The sequence below is a fragment of the Bacillus sp. Nf3 genome, assembly GCF_003028545.1.
In the GTDB taxonomy this organism is placed as follows: Bacteria; Bacillota; Bacilli; order Bacillales; family Bacillaceae; genus Bacillus; species Bacillus safensis.
Window position 1 is genome coordinate 669,313 of the sequence record NZ_PYUA01000002.1, and the last position, 17,496, is coordinate 686,808.

Genomic DNA, 17,496 nt, shown 5'->3' on the forward strand with positions numbered 1-17,496 from the left:
TTTGTTTTAGACATGGTTTAATATAGGAGAGGATACGATTTCACAGATGAAAAGAGTGATGAGGAATGTTACAAATAGGGGATGCAATCACAATTGAATATGTCAATGAGAATAAAGAAGTGAAAACAGCAAAATCGAAGGTTTTGGAAAATAATAACGATGATATTTTCATTAATTATCCAGCAGATAAAGAAACGGGCCGCACCATCTACTTAAACCAGCAGACAGAAATCACCGTCTTCTTTTTTGACGAAAATCAAATTCCATACAAATGTAAAAGCGAAGTAATTGGAAAAAGAAAAGAAGATATTCCGATGATTGTTATTTCCATTCCGCCAAAAGAAGAAATGGTCCGGCTTCAGCGAAGAGAATATTTGAGAGTGGATACGATGATCAAAGCCACTATCATGCAAACGGATGAAGAGCCCTTTGACACGTTTATTGTGAATATAAGTGCTGGCGGCGTGGCGATTGCTGTTCCTGAGGGCGTGTCATTGAAAGATTATGGAGAAGTGGCCACAGAGTTTGAACTTCCCTTAAAAGAGCCTGTGAAAATTAAAGCGGTTGCAGAGATGAATCGAGTATATCAAGATGAACAGTCTGGCAAAACAAGAGCGATCATGGAGTTTTCAGAGATCACAAATGATCACCAGCAGCACATTATGAAATACTGCTTCCAGCAGCAGCTTTTAACACGTGTGAAAAAAGCATAAGAATAAAGGGTGTAAAAAGCTTCCATACTAGAGAGGAAAGAATCTAGCGTGGAGGCTTTTTGTATGAAGACAATGGAAAGATGGTTATTGAAAGTGGTGCTCATTCAGCTTGTTTTATTGCTAACTGTTCAGATCACACTTCATTTGACGAAAGGAGAACTTTTTTTGTCAAAAGTCGTGCAGTATGAGGGTGTGAATAACATGAGCATTGAAGAATGGATTGAGACGTTTAAGCAGAAGGATTGATAGAAAATTCCCCCGTTTGAGCGGTGATCGTGTTACAATTCATAAGGGAGATTCAATCAAGGAGAGGTATTATGAAAAAGAAATTATCTATTGCAATTGATGGTCCTGCAGCAGCAGGCAAAAGCACTGTGGCAAAAATTGTCGCAGCCAAAAAATCATATATTTATATTGATACAGGTGCCATGTACCGCGCGATTACACTTGCGGCACTTAATCAAGGTGTAGACCTTGAAGACGAACAGGCACTTGATTCATTACTGAAAAAAACAGTCATTGAACTTGTAACAACAGGCGAGGGTCAAAAAGTCCATCTAAACAATACGGATGTCACAGAGGATATTCGTACAGACCGCGTAAGCAACCAAGTATCGGTTGTTGCAAAGCACAGAGCTGTTCGGGAAGAAATGGTCCGCAGGCAGCAAGAGCTTGGCAAACGAGGTGGTGTCGTTATGGATGGAAGAGACATAGGCACTCACGTACTTCCAGATGCCGAAGTGAAAATTTTCTTGCTTGCATCAGTAGAAGAAAGAGCAAAACGCCGCTTTGAAGAGAATCAGAAAAAAGGCTACGATGTCAATTACGATCAGCTGATTGAAGAGATTGCAAGACGTGACAAGCTTGATTCTGAGCGCGAAGTTTCACCTTTAAAGAAAGCGGATGACGCCATTGAAATTGACACAACCTCCCTTTCTATTCAAGAGGTGGCAGGGAAAATTTTAGATGCAGCAGACCGCGTAGAGAAACAGTAAGAAATTTTAGAAAACTTTAATAAGTTAGAGGTTTATCTCTTGACAAACAAGGTCTTTTATTAGAAGTTTATACTAATACTATTTTTATTGATCATTCAAGCAATTATATTGATTTGAATGTTTCTATAATACATATTCGGCTGGCATTCATCATGCTTAAGACACATATTCGCCCAGTCGTTTTAACTAAGCTGTGTAGGTTTGGACCAAGGAGGTTATCGAAATGACAGAGGAAATGAATCAAATCGATGTTCAGGTACCAGAGGTTGGAGATGTAGTGAAAGGGATTGTTTCTAAAGTTGAGGACAAGCATGTCAATGTAGATATCGTCAATGTGAAACAACCTGGTATCATCCCAATCAGTGAATTATCAAGTCTTCACGTTGAAAAAGCATCAGATGTCGTGAAAGATGGCGACGAGTTAGAGCTTAAAGTAACAAAGGTCGAAGACGATGCTTTGATTTTATCTAAACGTGCTGTTGATGCAGACCGCGCTTGGGAAGACCTAGAGAAAAAGTTTGAAACAAAAGAAGTATTTGAAGCTGAAGTAAAAGACGTTGTAAAAGGTGGTCTTGTCGTTGACATTGGTGTGCGTGGATTTATTCCTGCATCTCTAGTAGAAGCACACTATGTAGAAGACTTCACAGATTACAAAGGGAAAACACTCTCACTTGTCGTGGTAGAACTTGACCGCGAAAAAAATCGCGTGATTCTCTCGCACCGTGCAGTCGTTGAGCAAGAGCAGTTAGACAAAAAGCAAGACTTCCTGCAAAAGCTTGAAGTAGGCAGTGTGATTGATGGTAAAGTGCAGAGGCTTACTGATTTTGGTGCATTTGTTGACATTGGCGGCATTGATGGATTAGTTCACATTTCTCAACTATCCCATGCGCATGTTGAAAAGCCATCTGACGTAGTAGAAGAAGGACAGGAAGTCCAGGTCAAAGTACTTGCTGTTGATCGTGATAACGAACGTATCTCACTATCTATTAAAGAAACATTACCAGGACCTTGGAGCCAAATTGGTGAAAAGGTAAAACAAGGTGATGTGCTTGAAGGAACTGTTCAACGTCTTGTGAGCTTTGGTGCATTTGTTGAAATTCTGCCAGGTGTAGAAGGGCTTGTGCATATTTCCCAAATCTCTCATAAACATATCGGCACGCCGCAAGAAGTCCTTGAAGAAGGGCAAACTGTTAAAGTGAAAGTGCTTGATGTGAATGAAGACGAAGAGCGCATCTCACTAAGCATTCGTGATTTAGAAGAAAATCCTGAAAAACAAATCGAAGAGGATTATCGTCAATATCAAGCGAAAGAAGAAAACACAAGCGGATTCCAGCTTGGTGACCTGATTGGCGATAAACTCAATAAACTAAAATAATTTGGTGATCAAAATTGACGCGAGCAGAAAGAAAGAAACAGCATATTGAGCATGCGTTGTCCACTGGCCAGCATGCAGCAACAGGTTTAGAAGATGTTTCCTTTGTTCACGCCAGTTTACCAGATCTTGCAACATCACAAATTGATACACATACGACAATTGGCGGACTGACTTTCGGTTCGCCAATTTTTATCAATGCAATGACTGGCGGGGGCGGAGAATCTACCTATGAGATCAACCGCTCTTTATCGATCGCAGCGAAGGAGACCAATATCCCAGTAGCAGTTGGATCACAAATGGCTGCACTAAAAGATAAAGAAGAAAGACGAACATATGAAGTCGTTCGTAAAGTCAATCCGGATGGAATTGTATTTGCGAATTTAGGCAGTGAAGCGACGATTAAGCAAGCTCAAGAAGCAGTCAGCATGCTCGAGGCAAATATGCTCCAGATTCACCTGAATGTCATCCAAGAGATTGTCATGCCTGAAGGGGATCGCGATTTCAGGGGGGCGCTTGAGCGGATTGCAGCTATCGTTGAATCTGTTGGTGTGCCTGTTGTCGTAAAAGAAGTCGGATTTGGCATGAGCAAGGAGACGGCAAGAAAGTTATTCCATGCTGGGGTTGCAGCCATTGATGTAGGCGGATTTGGTGGGACGAACTTTTCTATGATTGAAAATCTCCGCCGCCAAAAAGCACTTCGCTATTTTGATCAATGGGGGATTCCAACTGCAGCGAGTCTTGCTGAAGTACATACAGCCTTTCAGAATCAAACGATTTTAGCCTCCGGAGGTATCCAAGATGCTCTTGATGTAACCAAATCATTAGCTCTTGGCGCATCTGCTGCTGGTCTTGCTGGATTTTTCTTAAAATCATTGACCAGTGGAGGAGAAAGCGGCCTCATCGCAGATATCATGGATCTTCAAGAAGATATCAAGATGATGATGACAGTGCTTGGCGTGAAGACGATTGAAGAACTGAGACAAGCTCCAGTTGTGATCTCAGGGGAAACAAGTCATTGGCTCAAAGAAAGAGGCGTTGACACAACGTACTATAGTTTAAGATCTAGTAAGAGAGGCATGTGATATCACATGCCTCAGCGCGTAGACAAACCCTCGCATTCGGTGTCAGTCCTGCGCTCCGGTACTCGTCCTTCCTAGACTTCAAAGGTTTTCTATCACGCTGAAAAGAAGACAAAGAGCTAAAATCAAGATCATTTTAGCCCTTTGTCAACAAATCTAAGGCATGTGACCATCACATGCCTTTTTTTATTGATTTCTTTTTCGAGCGCTTTCTGGACCTTCTAATGTTGTTGCACCCTTATGATGAATGGATTGATCACGATCAGATTCCACTCTTTTTGACGCCTTTAAACGCTTTTCCTGTCTATCTTTTCCCATCATTCATCCCTCCTCAATCATTAGGGTGTCACCTCTTGTTTATTTCATACAGAGCCGGTAACGATCCGCATGTTTAAAAATTGGAGATTTTCCCATAATGTAATTGAGGTGATGAGGCGTTGGAGGCTTTGTACTATTATTGGTCTATATGGTTCGTTTGGATCATGGTGACATTTATCATGGAAAAAAGTTTGTGGCGCAGCGTGCTGGGCATCTGTGTACTTGTCCATATTATATCCAGTCATTTCATGATATCCGTTTTAGATATGAGCATGAATGCGGGATTCTTGATGACTTTTTTATATGCATGTGCCGCTTTCGTCATATTCAGGCCTGGTTATCGATTCATGAGAATCATGCAATCGGGCTCAATGGTGAGCGCGTATGCCTTTTTTATGATGTTTGCATTATATGACCCTGTTTGGTTCACGATAATAAAGGTGGATTGGGTCGTATTTGCCTTGCTGATCTTAATGTGTATGACATATGGACAGCCGTTAACGGAAAGAATCACCCTATGGATGATGTCAGTGTGTCTCGGCGAAGCCCTTTATGCGCTGACGATTCACCGCCTCACATCATCAATTGTCATAGGGGATCTCTCTTTTCTTTCCTTCGTTGTGCAAGGAGCGGTCTTTCTATTAGGTGTCGATCAGCTTGAAAAGCTCTTGAACGCCCGTTCATCAAGAAAATCAGTAAAAGGGGCTGCAAAATCAACATGACAGACTATACGTTTCCTGTGATTATTGGTGTCATCTTTGGGATGGCGGCCAGACTTTACATGTTAAGAACCGATTACCGGCAATACCCTACGTATATTCATGGACAAGTGATTCACATTGCGCTTGGTTTTATTGCGTCAGGATTAGGTGCGATCATTATGCCTGCACTGATTCAGGAGGAATTTACGGCGATTACCTTTCTCACTTTGGCAGCCACGCAATTTCGCGATGTCCGAAATATGGAAAGAAATACGTTAACCCAAATGGATTCGTATGAGCTTGTCTCACGAGGCAGTACATATATAGAAGGCATTGCCATTGCCTTTGAAAGTCGAAATTATATTGCGATTCTCACTGCTCTCATTACAACGACAGCCTGTATTTTCTTCTCGCTTGTTGTTGGAACAGTGGTCGGTATTCTTTGTTTTTTCATGGCAAAGCTATTAATGTCAGGCAGTCAATTAAAGGATATCGTCAATATTCAAAAAGGGGAACTTCGCTTTGATGGGGCGGGGCTTTATGTGAATGATATATACATTATGAATATCGGGCTGCCTGAAAAGCAAAAGCTCATTTTAGAGCATGGGATGGGCTTTATTTTGACGCCGAAAAATTTCAACTCTGCTACAACGATTGCCAACCTTGGACAGCGGCAAGCCATTTTATTTGATTTATCGAACGTACTTGGCGTGTATCGCGATTCTGGGGAACCATCGCTCTGTCCGCTCGCAAAACGTGATCTGAATAACGGCACACTTGGCGTATTCATTTTACCTCAATGGTATCGTGAAGATTTGGCTGTCCGTGTATTAGAAGAGGTGCCTATTTTAGAAAATGCCATTCGAATGCCGACAGATTTCATTAAAAAGAAAGTGAGGTAATAGGGCATGGCGAACACCATTGAACAATTTATATTGGCTGTGGCGACAACAAATAAAGAGCGGGTCATTGGCGGAACAGCCGTTTTTTTCTGTGAAAATAAAGAAGAGCTCGACATGTATGCCATGAATTTAGAGGCCATTTTAGATGGAATTGCACACGGCATTGGAGAAGATCTTTACTTGATTGTCAAACATTTTTAAGTTATTCATTGTGGTCTGATTAAAAATTGATATAATATATAAGTTGAACCCTTCATGTTTGAAGGGTTTATTTCATAAAACTGAATGAAAATTATAAATCCCGGTTGAAACATGATGATGAACATATTGAATCGCGGCTGGATTGAAAGGAAGGGTACTATGGGTAAACCTGTCGTAGCCATTGTTGGAAGGCCCAACGTTGGAAAATCTACAATTTTTAATCGAATCGCAGGCGAAAGAATATCGATTGTAGAAGACACACCTGGTGTAACAAGAGATCGAATCTATAGCTCTGCTGAATGGTTAAATTATGACTTTAATTTAATAGATACTGGTGGAATTGATATTGGAGATGAGCCATTCTTGGCGCAAATTCGCCATCAGGCAGAAATCGCAATGGATGAAGCAGATGTCATTATCTTTATGGTAAATGGCCGAGATGGCGTGACATCTGCGGATGAAGAAGTCGCAAAAATTTTATATCGCACGAAAAAGCCAGTTGTACTTGCTGTCAATAAACTGGACAACCCTGAAATGAGAAGCGACGTGTATGACTTTTATGCACTCGGATTTGGCGAGCCGTTTCCGATTTCTGGAACACATGGATTAGGTCTTGGTGATCTGCTTGATGCAGTCGCAGAACATTTTAAGAATTTACCGGATACGCAATATGCTGAAGAAGTTGTCCAGTTCTGCTTAATTGGCCGCCCGAATGTTGGGAAATCCTCATTAGTGAATGCCATGCTGGGAGAAGACCGCGTCATTGTCAGCAACATCGCTGGTACAACAAGAGATGCTGTCGATACGATGTTTACGTACAATCAGCGTGACTTTGTCATTGTTGATACAGCAGGTATGAGGAAAAAAGGGAAAGTATATGAAACAACAGAGAAATACAGTGTGCTTCGTGCATTAAAAGCCATTGATCGCTCTGATGTTGTCGCTGTTGTACTTGACGGCGAGGAAGGCATTATTGAGCAGGATAAACGAATTGCGGGCTATGCACACGAAGCTGGTAAAGCGGTTGTCATCATTGTGAACAAATGGGACGCTGTTGAAAAAGATGAGCGTACGATGAAGGAGTTTGAGCAAAACATCCGTGAGCATTTTCAATTCCTTGATTATGCACCTGTCTTGTTTATGTCTGCTCTTACGAAAAAGAGAATTCATACATTAATGCCGTCGATTATCACAGCGAGCGAAAACCATGCAATGCGCGTTCAAACCAATATTTTAAATGATATCATCATGGATGCGGTGGCGATGAATCCAACGCCGACCCATAACGGACAGCGCCTCAAAATTTACTATGCAACACAGGTGGCCATTAAGCCTCCGTCCTTCGTTGTGTTTGTAAACGATCCAGAGCTTATGCACTTTTCTTATGAGCGTTTTCTAGAAAACCGCATTCGAGATGCATTTGGTTTTGAAGGAACACCGATTAAAATATTTGCGAGAGCGAGAAAATAAAAAGGGTGAGCAGGATGAAGAAAATTTCCGTACTTGGAGCAGGCAGCTGGGGAACAGCTCTTGCACTTGTATTAGCTGATAATCATCATGATGTACACATGTGGGGACATAGACAAGAGCTCATTGATCAAATCAATGAGAAACATGAAAATCATGATTACTTGCCAAATGTCGAACTGCCAGCGTCTATTCAGGCGACAACCGATTTGAAGCAGGCTTTAGAGGGGACAGAGGCGATTATTGTCGCTGTGCCGACAAAGGCCATTCGTGAGGTATTGAAGCAGGCAAATGAGCTGATTTCATCGAAGGTGCCGTTTGTCCATGTGAGTAAGGGAATCGAACCAGATACACTTCTTAGAATTTCTCAAATGATTGAACAAGAAGTCCCATCTGAGAAAAGAGAAGCTGTCGTTGTCCTATCAGGGCCAAGTCATGCAGAAGAAGTAGGTCTGCGTCATCCGACAACTGTCACTGTCTCGTCAGAAAATATTGAAGCAGCTCAATTTGTTCAAGATTTATTCATGAACAATCATTTTAGAGTGTACACAAACCCTGATGTGATTGGGGTGGAAATTGGCGGCGCCTTGAAAAATATCATTGCTCTTGCGGCTGGGATCACAGACGGACTTGGATATGGGGACAATGCAAAAGCGGCGCTTATCACTAGAGGGCTCGCTGAAATCGCACGTCTAGGAACAAAAATGGGAGGGAATCCCCTTACCTTTGCTGGATTAACAGGCGTTGGCGATTTGATTGTGACATGTACAAGTGTTCATTCACGTAACTGGCGCTGCGGGAATTTACTTGGTAAAGGATATAAGCTCGAAGAAGTGCTTGAAAAAATGGGGATGGTTGTCGAAGGCGTCCGCACAACAAAAGGCGCTTATCAGCTCTCCAAAGAATACAAGGTCAGCATGCCGATTACAGAGGCTCTTTACGGCGTCCTGTTTGAAGGGAAAAAGGTTGACGATGCTGTAGAATCATTGATGGCACGTGTGAAAACGCATGAGATGGAAGACCTTGTGAACATGTTTGAAAACCAAACAAAATAAAAGGAAAGACTGAACTTAGGCATGTAGAGGATGCAAGAAGGGGAAGACTTGCATAACATAGCAATGAAGTTTGAATAGAGCTTTGCCTCTACAGAATGAGGAAAATAGTCGATCTAATGACTGAAGCAGAGTCCCCCTCTTTGCTTCAGTTTTTTTATGCGCTTTTTTCTGAATGATTGGAAAAATGATTGATATTTACCTTATTTTTGGTTTAGAATGAAATATAAACGCTTACAATTCGTTCGTTTTGAAGGGGGACAGGCACGATGAGTTTTGCTTTAATCAAGATGTGGTTTGCGCTTGGTTCAATGGGGCTGATGTTTTTAGCCGTAGTAACCATTTATTTCAGCAGGTTTAAGCTGAAAAGCAAATTTCTTAAAATAACGGCCTCAACCGTCGCATACAGCTTGATGCTGATATCAGGTATCATTGTGTTTTTAGTTGTCTTTAGCGGACCGGTCAATGAATAAAGAAAAAGGAAGAATGTGATGATCAGAGCAAAAGTCAGTGTCACGCTGTTAGCACTTATGTTATTAACAGGATGTCTGTATCCAGAGAATCGCAAAGCTGAAAACCGGGTGCCATACGAAGAGCAGCTGCAAAGTGTCCAGACAGCGATTGAGGAATTTCAAAAAGCAACAAATGGTCTTCTGCCTATAGAAACGAAAGAAGCAGACACGCCGGTTTATCAGAAATATGTCATCGACTTTAAGCGCTTGTCACCAAGATATTTACACGATGTACCGTCTACATCTTATGAAGGCGGGGGCGAATATATTTATGTCCTCACAGACGTCGAAAAAAACCCAACTGTGAAACTGCTTGATGTCAAAATGACGCAGACCATCAATGAATTACGTCTTAGGATCAAGATGTATCAAGATGAACATACATATCCGCCATACGGAAAAGTCGTATCAGCCAATTTATATACGTTAAATGAAAAAAAATTAGGATTAAAATCGCCGCCTGCGGTCATGAGTCCTGTGACAGGGAATTCCCTCCCATTACTGATTTCATCAAACGGTGACATCTATGTGGACTACCGCAGTGATTTTGCTCATATTTTGAAGAATACGAAGCAAAAGCTGAAACCAGGTGAAAACATTCAAGATGTATATTGGCAGGAAACCCCGTTTGTACCCGCGTTTTCTGTCCCATATACCATCAACAAAAAAGGTGAGCCTGCCTTTTTAGAAAAAAAGACGTCATAAACAAGAATGAACCTTTTTCCTCTGCATATAAATGAGGAGAAAGGTTTTTTTATGGCTAAACATACTCTCAAAACAAAAAGGTGTCATATTCAAATAGGACAACGTCATACACATATATTGTCCAGACACCTTTCAAGCACAGTTTGATTGAAGAATAGAGTATTTAATTTGAAAACGAGGATAGCAAGTCCGGGAGGGGATCACTTGGAAAAAGTCGATATTTTCAAGGATATCGCTGAACGAACAGGAGGCGATATATATTTAGGAGTCGTTGGCGCTGTTCGTACAGGGAAATCTACGTTTATTAAAAAGTTTATGGAGCTCGTGGTGCTCCCGAATATCAATAATGAGGCAGATCGTGCAAGAGCACAGGATGAATTGCCGCAAAGCGCAGCAGGAAAAACCATTATGACCACAGAGCCAAAATTTGTACCGAATCAAGCAGCATCTATTCACGTGAGTGACGGTCTTGATGTCAACATCAGGCTTGTCGATTGTGTGGGATACACTGTCCCTGGTGCGCGCGGGTATGAAGATGAAAATGGCCCAAGAATGATCAATACGCCGTGGTATGAAGAGCCAATCCCGTTTCATGAAGCAGCGGAAATTGGTACACGCAAGGTCATTCAAGAGCATTCAACAATAGGTGTAGTGATTACAACAGATGGGTCCATTGGAGAAATCCCTAGACATGATTATATTGAATCTGAAGAACGTGTGATTGATGAACTCAAAGAGGTTGGAAAGCCATTTATTATGGTCATCAACTCAGTGAGGCCATATCATCCTGAAACAGAAGCGCTCCGGCAGGAACTTAGCCAAAAGTATGATATTCCAGTACTCGCCATGAGCGTAGAAAGTATGAGAGAGCAAGACGTACTCAGTGTACTTCGTGAAGCATTATATGAATTCCCAGTTCTAGAGGTGAATGTGAACCTGCCAAGCTGGGTGATGGTGCTGAAAGAAGATCACTGGCTGAGAGAGAGCTATCAGGATTCAGTGAAGGAAACCGTAAAGGATATTAAAAGATTAAGAGATGTCGACCGTGTCGTTGGTCAATTCAGTGAATTTGATTTTATCGAAAGAGCGGGTTTAGCAGGAATTGAAATGGGTCAAGGGATTGCTGAGATTGACCTGTATGCGCCAGATGATCTATATGATCATATTTTAAAAGAAGTCGTGGGTGTAGAAATTAGAGGGAAAGACCATCTACTAGAGCTCATGCAAGATTTTGCTCATGCTAAGACAGAATATGATCAAGTATCAGACGCATTAAAAATGGTGAAGCAGACTGGTTATGGGATTGCAGCGCCAGCGTTGTCAGATATGAGTTTAGATGAGCCAGAAATTATTAGGCAGGGATCAAGATTCGGCGTGAGATTAAAAGCGGTAGCGCCATCTATTCACATGATCAAAGTAGATGTAGAGAGCGAATTTGCACCGATTATCGGAACAGAAAAACAAAGTGAAGAGCTCGTCCGCTACTTAATGCAAGACTTTGAAGATGATCCGCTTTCGATCTGGAATTCAGATATATTTGGCCGCTCCCTCAGCTCTCTTGTCAGAGAAGGCATTCAAGCAAAGCTGTCTCTCATGCCGGAAAACGCAAGATATAAGCTGAAGGAAACACTTGAAAGAATCATCAACGAAGGATCAGGCGGTTTGATTGCGATTATTTTATAGCAAGTGAGACCTCTCATTGATAGGGGTCTTTTTTTGCGTATTGAATGAGTCATAAAAAGACAATTGTATAAAGATTAGTCAGATTCAGGTTGAAATTAGGAATATTTGTTCGCAAAAGTGCCCTTAATCCTTGACGAATAAGGATTCTTCCCTTTAAAATGCTTGATATGGTATTTCATATGTGTTAATCTACTTACAGAAAATCTTCACTTTGTTGGACAAACATTCCTTCAAAGAGATGTTTTCTAATGAAAAGCCATGTATAACGCTTTCTAGGACGCTCTTTTTTTCTAAAAAAGGGTATAGAAAGAAGATGAATTGTGAAGAAATGATAACAATCTATTGAATGCATATTTTTGGGAGGAGGTGAAAGGCATGAACAAGACAGAACTTATTAACGCGGTTGCTGAAGCAAGCGAGTTATCTAAAAAAGACGCGACAAAAGCAGTTGATTCTGTTTTTGATACAATTTTAGATGCACTTAAAAATGGTGACAAAATCCAACTAATTGGTTTTGGTAACTTTGAAGTACGTGAGCGTTCAGCTCGTAAAGGACGTAACCCACAAACTGGTGCAGAGATCGAAATCCCTGCAAGCAAAGTACCTGCTTTCAAACCAGGTAAAGCACTTAAAGACGCGGTGGCAGGTAAATAATCGTTATGTGTAATGATCCTGTTGAAGGAGTTATACATATACAGTTTCACACTGGTCTAGAAAAGCCCCTTTCATAAGGGGCTTTTCCTTTTGAATCAAAAGGTTCGTTTAGAACGCTCTCCTTTGCTTTTAGGATCTGAAGTGTGCTAGAATCTGAATGAAATGTAATCGCCTTTGGAGGATATAATACATGAGTGAAATAAATAAAGAATTAATCGAACACGCAGTACGCGATATATTAAAAGCAATTGGAGAAGATCCAGATCGTGAAGGACTTCTCGATACCCCAAAACGAGTCGCAAAAATGTATGAAGAAGTGTTTTCAGGTTTAAATGAAGATCCAAAAGAACATTTTAAAACCATTTTTGGCGAAGACCACGAAGAACTCGTCCTTGTAAAAGATATTGCTTTCCATTCAATGTGTGAACACCACCTCGTACCTTTCTACGGGAAAGCCCATGTTGCTTATATTCCGCGCGGCGGAAAAGTAACGGGACTTAGCAAGCTGGCAAGAGCAGTCGAAGCCGTGGCAAAACGCCCGCAGCTTCAGGAACGCATTACATCAACCATTGCAGATAGTATGGTGGAAACACTTAATCCGCATGGCGTGATGATTGTCGTTGAAGCAGAGCATATGTGTATGACGATGCGCGGAGTGAAAAAGCCAGGCGCTAAAACAGTGACCTCAGCAGTACGCGGCACATTTGCAAATGATGCAGCCGCAAGAGCAGAAGTGCTTTCCTTTATTAAAAACGACTAATTCAATAGATGGACGGTGAACAAAATGAGTGAAAATAAAGCATCTGATTTTGTGGTGATTAAAGCCATTGATAATGGTGTAAACGTCATCGGCCTAACAAGAGGCTCTGATACAAGATTTCACCATTCCGAGAAGCTCGATAAGGGTGAAGTGATCATTGCGCAATTTACTGAGCATACGTCAGCGATCAAAGTAAGAGGCGATGCTGTCATTCAAACAAGCTTCGGTGAAATTCAAAGCGAAGCAAAGAAATAAAGAACTTGTATGCACTTGATAGCATAAAAGTGAGAGCTGATATGGTATAATAATTCTCTATACAATGTGCAGGTCTACATATGAAACTGTAATTTTTGGGACAAGGGTGATATCTTTGCAAGACATCTACGGAATTTTATCTAATCTAAATATAAAATTAAATAAAAAGCTTTCTCATCCTTATTTGGCGAAGCATTTACGCGCGCCACTCATCGATGAAGATAAGCTCCTTCTTTTTCATGCAATGTTTGATGAAGCTCAAATTGATGCAGAGAAAAAAGAAAATTATATTTTAACGGCGATGCTTGTGCAAATTGCCCTTGATACCCATGACGAAGTCACAACTGCTGCAGCCATCAAGCAAGACGAATTTAAAAATCGTCAGCTGACCATCCTGGCAGGAGACTATTTCAGCGGTCTCTACTATTCTCTTCTCTCTGACATGAAAGACATTTATATGATTCGCACGCTCGCTACGGCGATCAAAGAGATCAATGAACATAAAATTAGACTGTATGACCGGTCCATTCAAGATGCAGCGCACTTTTACAAAAGTGTAGCTACAGTTGAATCTGCGCTTTTCCAAAGGATTTCTGAGCATTTTCAATTAACGCATTGGAATGAGATTGCAAGTCGTTTTCTTGTTTATAAACGTTTCATGAAACAAGCAGAAAATGACAAACATTTAAAACTTTTTTTGAACGATAGTTATACGGACGCCTATTCATGTTTTGACAACTTTGAGAATGATGGCTATGAAAAGGCCAAACGGTCGATCAAGGAGCATCTTGTTTCATCTCCGGTCGTTCAAAAAGAGCTATTAAATCGCTTGGATCATATGAAAAATGAGCCTGCGTACCATCAGAAAGTGGAAGAAGGGTAAGTCATGCAGCAATCAAAAGAACAGCGAGTACACGGTGTATTTGAAAAAATTTATAAAAACTATGATCAAATGAACTCTGTTATCAGCTTTAAACAGCATAAAAAATGGCGTGATAAAACAATGAAGCTCATGAATGTGCAAAAAGGCTCTAAAGCATTAGATGTATGCTGCGGGACAGCCGATTGGACAATTGCGCTTGCTGATGCTGTTGGAGAAAAAGGCGAGGTCAAAGGCCTTGATTTCAGTAAAAACATGCTGAGTGTTGGAGAAACGAAGGTGAAAACTGGAGGCTACAAACAGATTGAATTGCTACACGGCAATGCGATGGAGCTCCCTTTTGAGGACAACTCATTTGATTATGTCACCATCGGTTTTGGTCTTCGAAACGTCCCTGATTATTTAACGGTGCTAAAGGAAATGACAAGAGTAGTGAAGCCCGGCGGAATGGTTGTCTGTCTTGAGACATCACAGCCTGAGATGATCGGCTTTAAGCAGGGCTACTACATCTATTTCAAATACATTATGCCGCTCTTTGGTAAACTGTTTGCCAAAAGCTATCAGGAGTATTCATGGCTTCAAGAATCAGCCAAAACATTCCCTGGAATGAAAGAGCTGGCGGCTCTGTTTGAAGAGGCCGGGTTGTCTGATGTCTCGTATCATCCATTTACAGGCGGTGTAGCAGCAACACATATCGGAAAGAAGCTTTGAATAAACGATATTTGGGTGAAAATAATGAAACTAAAAGCAATGATCTCTTTTTTAAATCATGATATCGATATAATTGAAAAAGAGCTTGAACAAACAGTTCGCTCTGATTATGCATTATTAAGTGAAGCAGGTCTTCATTTGCTGCAAGCGGGCGGAAAACGAATCCGCCCCGTTTTTGTTCTCCTTTCAGGCATGTTTGGTGACTATGACATTAATAAAATAAAATATGTTGCCGTTGCTCTCGAGCTGATTCATATGGCATCACTCGTTCACGATGATGTGATTGATGATGCAGAGCTGAGAAGAGGTAAACCAACGATAAAGGCAAAATGGGATAACAGAATTGCCATGTACACAGGGGATTATATGTTTGCGAGATCGCTTGAATACATGACAAAAATCAATCACCCAATGGCACATGAAATTTTGTCAAAAATGGTCGTTGAGCTCTGCCTTGGTGAAATAGAGCAAGTGAAAGATAAATACAATATGGAACAGAACCTGCGTACATATTTAAGAAGAATCAAACGAAAAACAGCCTTGCTTATTGCGGGCAGCTGTCAATTAGGCGCTATTGCAGCAGGTACAGATGAAAAAACACATAAAGCCCTCTATTGGTTTGGATACTATGTCGGCATGTCTTATCAGATCATTGATGATGTCCTTGATTTCACATCAACAGAAGAAGAGCTGGGCAAGCCTGTTGGAGGAGACCTTTTACAAGGGAATGTCACACTCCCAGTTTTATATGCACTGAAAAATCCGACACTAGAAGGTCAATTGAAGCTGATCAATAGTGAAACGACGGAGAAGCAGCTGAAGCCTGTCATTGAAAGCCTCAAACAAACAGATGCGATCGACCGCTCGATTCGAGTGAGTGAAATGTATTTGAAAAAAGCTTTTGAACAGCTCGACAAACTTCCTCGAGGACGAGCGAGAACGTCACTCGCCTCCATTGCAAAATATATTGGGAAACGAAAATTCTAATCAACGTTATGTTGATTGGTTTTTTTGTGAAATTTTTTGTCAAAAATTGATTATTATAAAAAAAAATGATACGATCACTTTGTAACAATGTAAGCCTATACATACATAACGACGGGGTGGAAAACGTATATGGACAAAACATTTCTTATGGTCAAACCTGATGGTGTAGAAAGACAATTAATCGGTGACATTGTGTCAAGATTCGAAAAAAAGGGGCTTCAGCTTGTTGGTGCAAAACTAATGAGTATACCAAAGGAAGTAGCAGAAACACATTACGGAGAGCATAAAGAAAAACCATTTTTCGGGGAATTGGTTGACTTTATTACGTCAGGACCTGTATTTGCCATGGTATGGCAAGGCGAACAGGTGGTAGACGTAACAAGACAAATTATCGGCAAAACAAATCCGAAGGAAGCGCTTCCAGGCACAATAAGAGGAGACTATGGATTGACTGTTGGGAAAAACATTATTCATGGGTCAGACTCACCAGAAAGTGCTGAAAGAGAAATTAACTTATTCTTCAAACAAGAAGAACTCACAAGCTGGGATCAAACCATCTCAAGCTGGATTTATTAAGGTTCAAGCCAAGGTGTTCATTCAATGAGCACTTTGGCTTTTTTTATATTGAACTTTCTACACGAAATTTCGTATGAGAAGATACAAATTTTCGATAAAAACAGCTATACTAGGACAAAGATAGATGAGACAGGAGAGGACATTGATGGATCCATATCAAGTATTTGTTGGAAAATGGAAAAAACTAACCGGGGTTGATCTGAATTTATATAAAGAAGCACAAATGAAACGAAGATTAACATCACTTTATGATAAAAAAGGATTTAAAGATTTTGAAGCATTCGCGGCCGCGCTTGAAAAGGACAGAGCACTATTAGATGAGACGATGGACCGCATGACGATTAATGTGTCAGAATTTTACCGAAACTATCAGCGCTGGGAAGTACTTGATCAAAAAATCCTGCCGCTGCTTTCGAAAAATGGCGGCACCTTAAAGATTTGGAGCGCAGCATGTTCGACAGGAGAAGAGCCATATACACTCTCTATGCTGCTGTCAAGTCATCCTCTAGTGAAAGACTTTCAAATTATTGCAACTGACATTGATGAAAAGGTTCTGCAGTCAGCTCAAAAAGGCAGATATCATGAACGCTCTCTGCAAGAGGTACCAGATCATATCAAGCAAAAATATTTCACAAAAGAAGATTCTTCATTTTACACTGTGAAAAATGAGGTTCGAAAGCATATTCAATTTAAGAAGCACAACCTTTTAGCTGATCCATATGAAAAACAGCTTGACCTTATCGTTTGCCGAAATGTACTGATTTATTTTACTGAAGAGGCGAAAGAAGAAATTTACTTGAAAATGAGCAGTAGTTTAAAACAAAATGGCGTATTATTTGTTGGTTCTACAGAGCAAATTTTTCACCCGGAAAAGTTTGGACTGACATCTGCTGATACTTTCTTTTATCAAAAGAAGGGTATGTAGCTGACTTTTTAGTAGCAAGTGTGTTATTATATTTTTACTTAAAAG

22 protein-coding genes are annotated in these 17,496 nt (G+C 40.8%); 21 read left to right on the forward strand and 1 reads right to left on the reverse strand.

Annotation, left to right across the window (positions count from 1 at the left end; genetic code table 11):
* Window positions 1-65: 65 nt before the first annotated feature.
* The 5 genes from C9414_RS08320 to fni all read left to right on the forward strand — a co-directional run bounded on the left by C9414_RS08320 (window position 66) and on the right by fni (window position 4,165).
* On the forward strand, window positions 66-713 hold the full coding sequence (locus C9414_RS08320; RefSeq protein ID WP_107163415.1) for a flagellar brake protein: 648 nt from the start codon (window positions 66-68) through the stop codon (window positions 711-713).
* Between the two features lie 63 nt (window positions 714-776).
* Window positions 777-959 carry a DUF5359 family protein gene (locus C9414_RS08325; RefSeq protein ID WP_024422820.1) on the forward strand — a complete coding sequence of 61 codons (183 nt, stop codon included), beginning with the start codon at window positions 777-779 and terminating at the stop codon, window positions 957-959.
* Window positions 960-1,030: 71 nt separating this feature from the next.
* Window positions 1,031-1,708, forward strand: coding sequence for a (d)CMP kinase (gene cmk, locus C9414_RS08330; RefSeq protein ID WP_039179588.1), 678 nt, complete (start codon window positions 1,031-1,033; stop codon window positions 1,706-1,708).
* Window positions 1,709-1,931: 223 nt separating this feature from the next.
* Complete coding sequence (rpsA, locus tag C9414_RS08335; protein WP_041085926.1) at window positions 1,932-3,083, forward strand: 30S ribosomal protein S1; 1,152 nt, start codon at window positions 1,932-1,934, stop codon at window positions 3,081-3,083.
* A 14-nt stretch (window positions 3,084-3,097) separates the two neighbouring features.
* On the forward strand, window positions 3,098-4,165 hold the full coding sequence (fni, locus tag C9414_RS08340; protein ID WP_047202739.1) for a type 2 isopentenyl-diphosphate Delta-isomerase: 1,068 nt from the start codon (window positions 3,098-3,100) through the stop codon (window positions 4,163-4,165).
* Between the two features lie 183 nt (window positions 4,166-4,348).
* Here fni and C9414_RS08345 read toward each other — a convergent pair whose 3' ends face one another.
* On the reverse strand, window positions 4,349-4,480 hold the full coding sequence (locus tag C9414_RS08345) for a YpzI family protein (RefSeq protein ID WP_075611569.1): 132 nt from the start codon (window positions 4,478-4,480) through the stop codon (window positions 4,349-4,351).
* Between the two features lie 128 nt (window positions 4,481-4,608).
* On the opposite strand from C9414_RS08345, the gene C9414_RS08350 reads away from it, so the two are divergent.
* From C9414_RS08350 to C9414_RS08425, 16 genes are all read left to right on the forward strand, one after another.
* On the forward strand, window positions 4,609-5,202 hold the full coding sequence (locus tag C9414_RS08350; RefSeq protein WP_483295690.1) for a YphA family membrane protein: 594 nt from the start codon (window positions 4,609-4,611) through the stop codon (window positions 5,200-5,202).
* On the forward strand, window positions 5,199-6,083 hold the full coding sequence (locus C9414_RS08355; protein WP_039179575.1) for a YIEGIA family protein: 885 nt from the start codon (window positions 5,199-5,201) through the stop codon (window positions 6,081-6,083). The genes C9414_RS08350 and C9414_RS08355 overlap by 4 nt, the downstream gene beginning before the upstream one ends.
* 6 nt (window positions 6,084-6,089) lie before the next feature.
* Complete coding sequence (locus C9414_RS08360; RefSeq protein WP_008344527.1) at window positions 6,090-6,284, forward strand: capping complex subunit for YIEGIA; 195 nt, start codon at window positions 6,090-6,092, stop codon at window positions 6,282-6,284.
* Window positions 6,285-6,443: 159 nt separating this feature from the next.
* Complete coding sequence (gene der, locus C9414_RS08365) at window positions 6,444-7,754, forward strand: ribosome biogenesis GTPase Der (protein WP_034280419.1); 1,311 nt, start codon at window positions 6,444-6,446, stop codon at window positions 7,752-7,754.
* Between the two features lie 14 nt (window positions 7,755-7,768).
* On the forward strand, window positions 7,769-8,806 hold the full coding sequence (locus tag C9414_RS08370; RefSeq protein ID WP_039179572.1) for an NAD(P)H-dependent glycerol-3-phosphate dehydrogenase: 1,038 nt from the start codon (window positions 7,769-7,771) through the stop codon (window positions 8,804-8,806).
* Between the two features lie 266 nt (window positions 8,807-9,072).
* On the forward strand, window positions 9,073-9,276 hold the full coding sequence (locus tag C9414_RS08375) for a DUF2768 domain-containing protein (protein WP_034280421.1): 204 nt from the start codon (window positions 9,073-9,075) through the stop codon (window positions 9,274-9,276).
* Window positions 9,277-9,294: 18 nt separating this feature from the next.
* Window positions 9,295-10,020 carry a hypothetical protein gene (locus tag C9414_RS08380; protein ID WP_107163417.1) on the forward strand — a complete coding sequence of 242 codons (726 nt, stop codon included), beginning with the start codon at window positions 9,295-9,297 and terminating at the stop codon, window positions 10,018-10,020.
* A gap of 204 nt (window positions 10,021-10,224) precedes the next feature.
* Window positions 10,225-11,703 carry a stage IV sporulation protein A gene (spoIVA, locus tag C9414_RS08385; protein WP_008344534.1) on the forward strand — a complete coding sequence of 493 codons (1,479 nt, stop codon included), beginning with the start codon at window positions 10,225-10,227 and terminating at the stop codon, window positions 11,701-11,703.
* A gap of 375 nt (window positions 11,704-12,078) precedes the next feature.
* Entirely contained in the window at window positions 12,079-12,357 is a 279-nt protein-coding gene (hbs, locus tag C9414_RS08390; protein WP_003215863.1) for a non-specific DNA-binding protein Hbs, read from the forward strand.
* Window positions 12,358-12,547: 190 nt separating this feature from the next.
* Window positions 12,548-13,117, forward strand: a complete 570-nt coding sequence (gene folE, locus C9414_RS08395; protein WP_003215789.1) for a GTP cyclohydrolase I FolE — start codon at window positions 12,548-12,550, stop codon at window positions 13,115-13,117.
* 24 nt (window positions 13,118-13,141) lie between these two features.
* Window positions 13,142-13,372, forward strand: a complete 231-nt coding sequence (gene mtrB / locus C9414_RS08400; RefSeq protein ID WP_008344541.1) for a trp RNA-binding attenuation protein MtrB — start codon at window positions 13,142-13,144, stop codon at window positions 13,370-13,372.
* Window positions 13,373-13,487: 115 nt separating this feature from the next.
* On the forward strand, window positions 13,488-14,255 hold the full coding sequence (locus C9414_RS08405) for a heptaprenyl diphosphate synthase component 1 (RefSeq protein ID WP_107163418.1): 768 nt from the start codon (window positions 13,488-13,490) through the stop codon (window positions 14,253-14,255).
* 3 nt (window positions 14,256-14,258) lie between these two features.
* Window positions 14,259-14,963 (forward strand): demethylmenaquinone methyltransferase, encoded by a 705-nt coding sequence (locus C9414_RS08410; RefSeq protein ID WP_024422810.1) that lies wholly within the window; start codon window positions 14,259-14,261, stop codon window positions 14,961-14,963.
* Between the two features lie 24 nt (window positions 14,964-14,987).
* Window positions 14,988-15,950 (forward strand): heptaprenyl diphosphate synthase component II, encoded by a 963-nt coding sequence (gene hepT / locus C9414_RS08415; protein ID WP_041085904.1) that lies wholly within the window; start codon window positions 14,988-14,990, stop codon window positions 15,948-15,950.
* Between the two features lie 129 nt (window positions 15,951-16,079).
* A complete protein-coding gene (ndk, locus tag C9414_RS08420) occupies window positions 16,080-16,526 on the forward strand; it encodes a nucleoside-diphosphate kinase (protein ID WP_024422808.1) in 447 nt (148 codons plus the stop codon).
* Between the two features lie 145 nt (window positions 16,527-16,671).
* Window positions 16,672-17,451 (forward strand): CheR family methyltransferase, encoded by a 780-nt coding sequence (locus tag C9414_RS08425; protein WP_107163419.1) that lies wholly within the window; start codon window positions 16,672-16,674, stop codon window positions 17,449-17,451.
* Window positions 17,452-17,496: the final 45 nt, after the last annotated feature.

Bases quoted from the DNA above. Each gene is read 5' to 3' on its own strand.
- mtrB (WP_008344541.1), top strand. From the start codon at position 13,142: ATGAGTGAAAATAAAGCATCTGATTTTGTGGTGATTAAAGCCATTGAT.
- hepT (WP_041085904.1), top strand. From the start codon at position 14,988: ATGAAACTAAAAGCAATGATCTCTTTTTTAAATCATGATATCGATATA.
- folE (WP_003215789.1), top strand. From the start codon at position 12,548: ATGAGTGAAATAAATAAAGAATTAATCGAACACGCAGTACGCGATATA.
- C9414_RS08345 (WP_075611569.1), bottom strand. From the start codon at position 4,480: ATGGGAAAAGATAGACAGGAAAAGCGTTTAAAGGCGTCAAAAAGAGTG.
- C9414_RS08425 (WP_107163419.1), top strand. From the start codon at position 16,672: ATGGATCCATATCAAGTATTTGTTGGAAAATGGAAAAAACTAACCGGG.
- hbs (WP_003215863.1), top strand. From the start codon at position 12,079: ATGAACAAGACAGAACTTATTAACGCGGTTGCTGAAGCAAGCGAGTTA.
- rpsA (WP_041085926.1), top strand. From the start codon at position 1,932: ATGACAGAGGAAATGAATCAAATCGATGTTCAGGTACCAGAGGTTGGA.
- C9414_RS08375 (WP_034280421.1), top strand. From the start codon at position 9,073: ATGAGTTTTGCTTTAATCAAGATGTGGTTTGCGCTTGGTTCAATGGGG.
- C9414_RS08410 (WP_024422810.1), top strand. From the start codon at position 14,259: ATGCAGCAATCAAAAGAACAGCGAGTACACGGTGTATTTGAAAAAATT.
- C9414_RS08355 (WP_039179575.1), top strand. From the start codon at position 5,199: ATGACAGACTATACGTTTCCTGTGATTATTGGTGTCATCTTTGGGATG.
- C9414_RS08380 (WP_107163417.1), top strand. From the start codon at position 9,295: ATGATCAGAGCAAAAGTCAGTGTCACGCTGTTAGCACTTATGTTATTA.
- C9414_RS08325 (WP_024422820.1), top strand. From the start codon at position 777: ATGAAGACAATGGAAAGATGGTTATTGAAAGTGGTGCTCATTCAGCTT.
- C9414_RS08360 (WP_008344527.1), top strand. From the start codon at position 6,090: ATGGCGAACACCATTGAACAATTTATATTGGCTGTGGCGACAACAAAT.
- ndk (WP_024422808.1), top strand. From the start codon at position 16,080: ATGGACAAAACATTTCTTATGGTCAAACCTGATGGTGTAGAAAGACAA.
- cmk (WP_039179588.1), top strand. From the start codon at position 1,031: ATGAAAAAGAAATTATCTATTGCAATTGATGGTCCTGCAGCAGCAGGC.
- der (WP_034280419.1), top strand. From the start codon at position 6,444: ATGGGTAAACCTGTCGTAGCCATTGTTGGAAGGCCCAACGTTGGAAAA.
- C9414_RS08320 (WP_107163415.1), top strand. From the start codon at position 66: ATGTTACAAATAGGGGATGCAATCACAATTGAATATGTCAATGAGAAT.
- C9414_RS08370 (WP_039179572.1), top strand. From the start codon at position 7,769: ATGAAGAAAATTTCCGTACTTGGAGCAGGCAGCTGGGGAACAGCTCTT.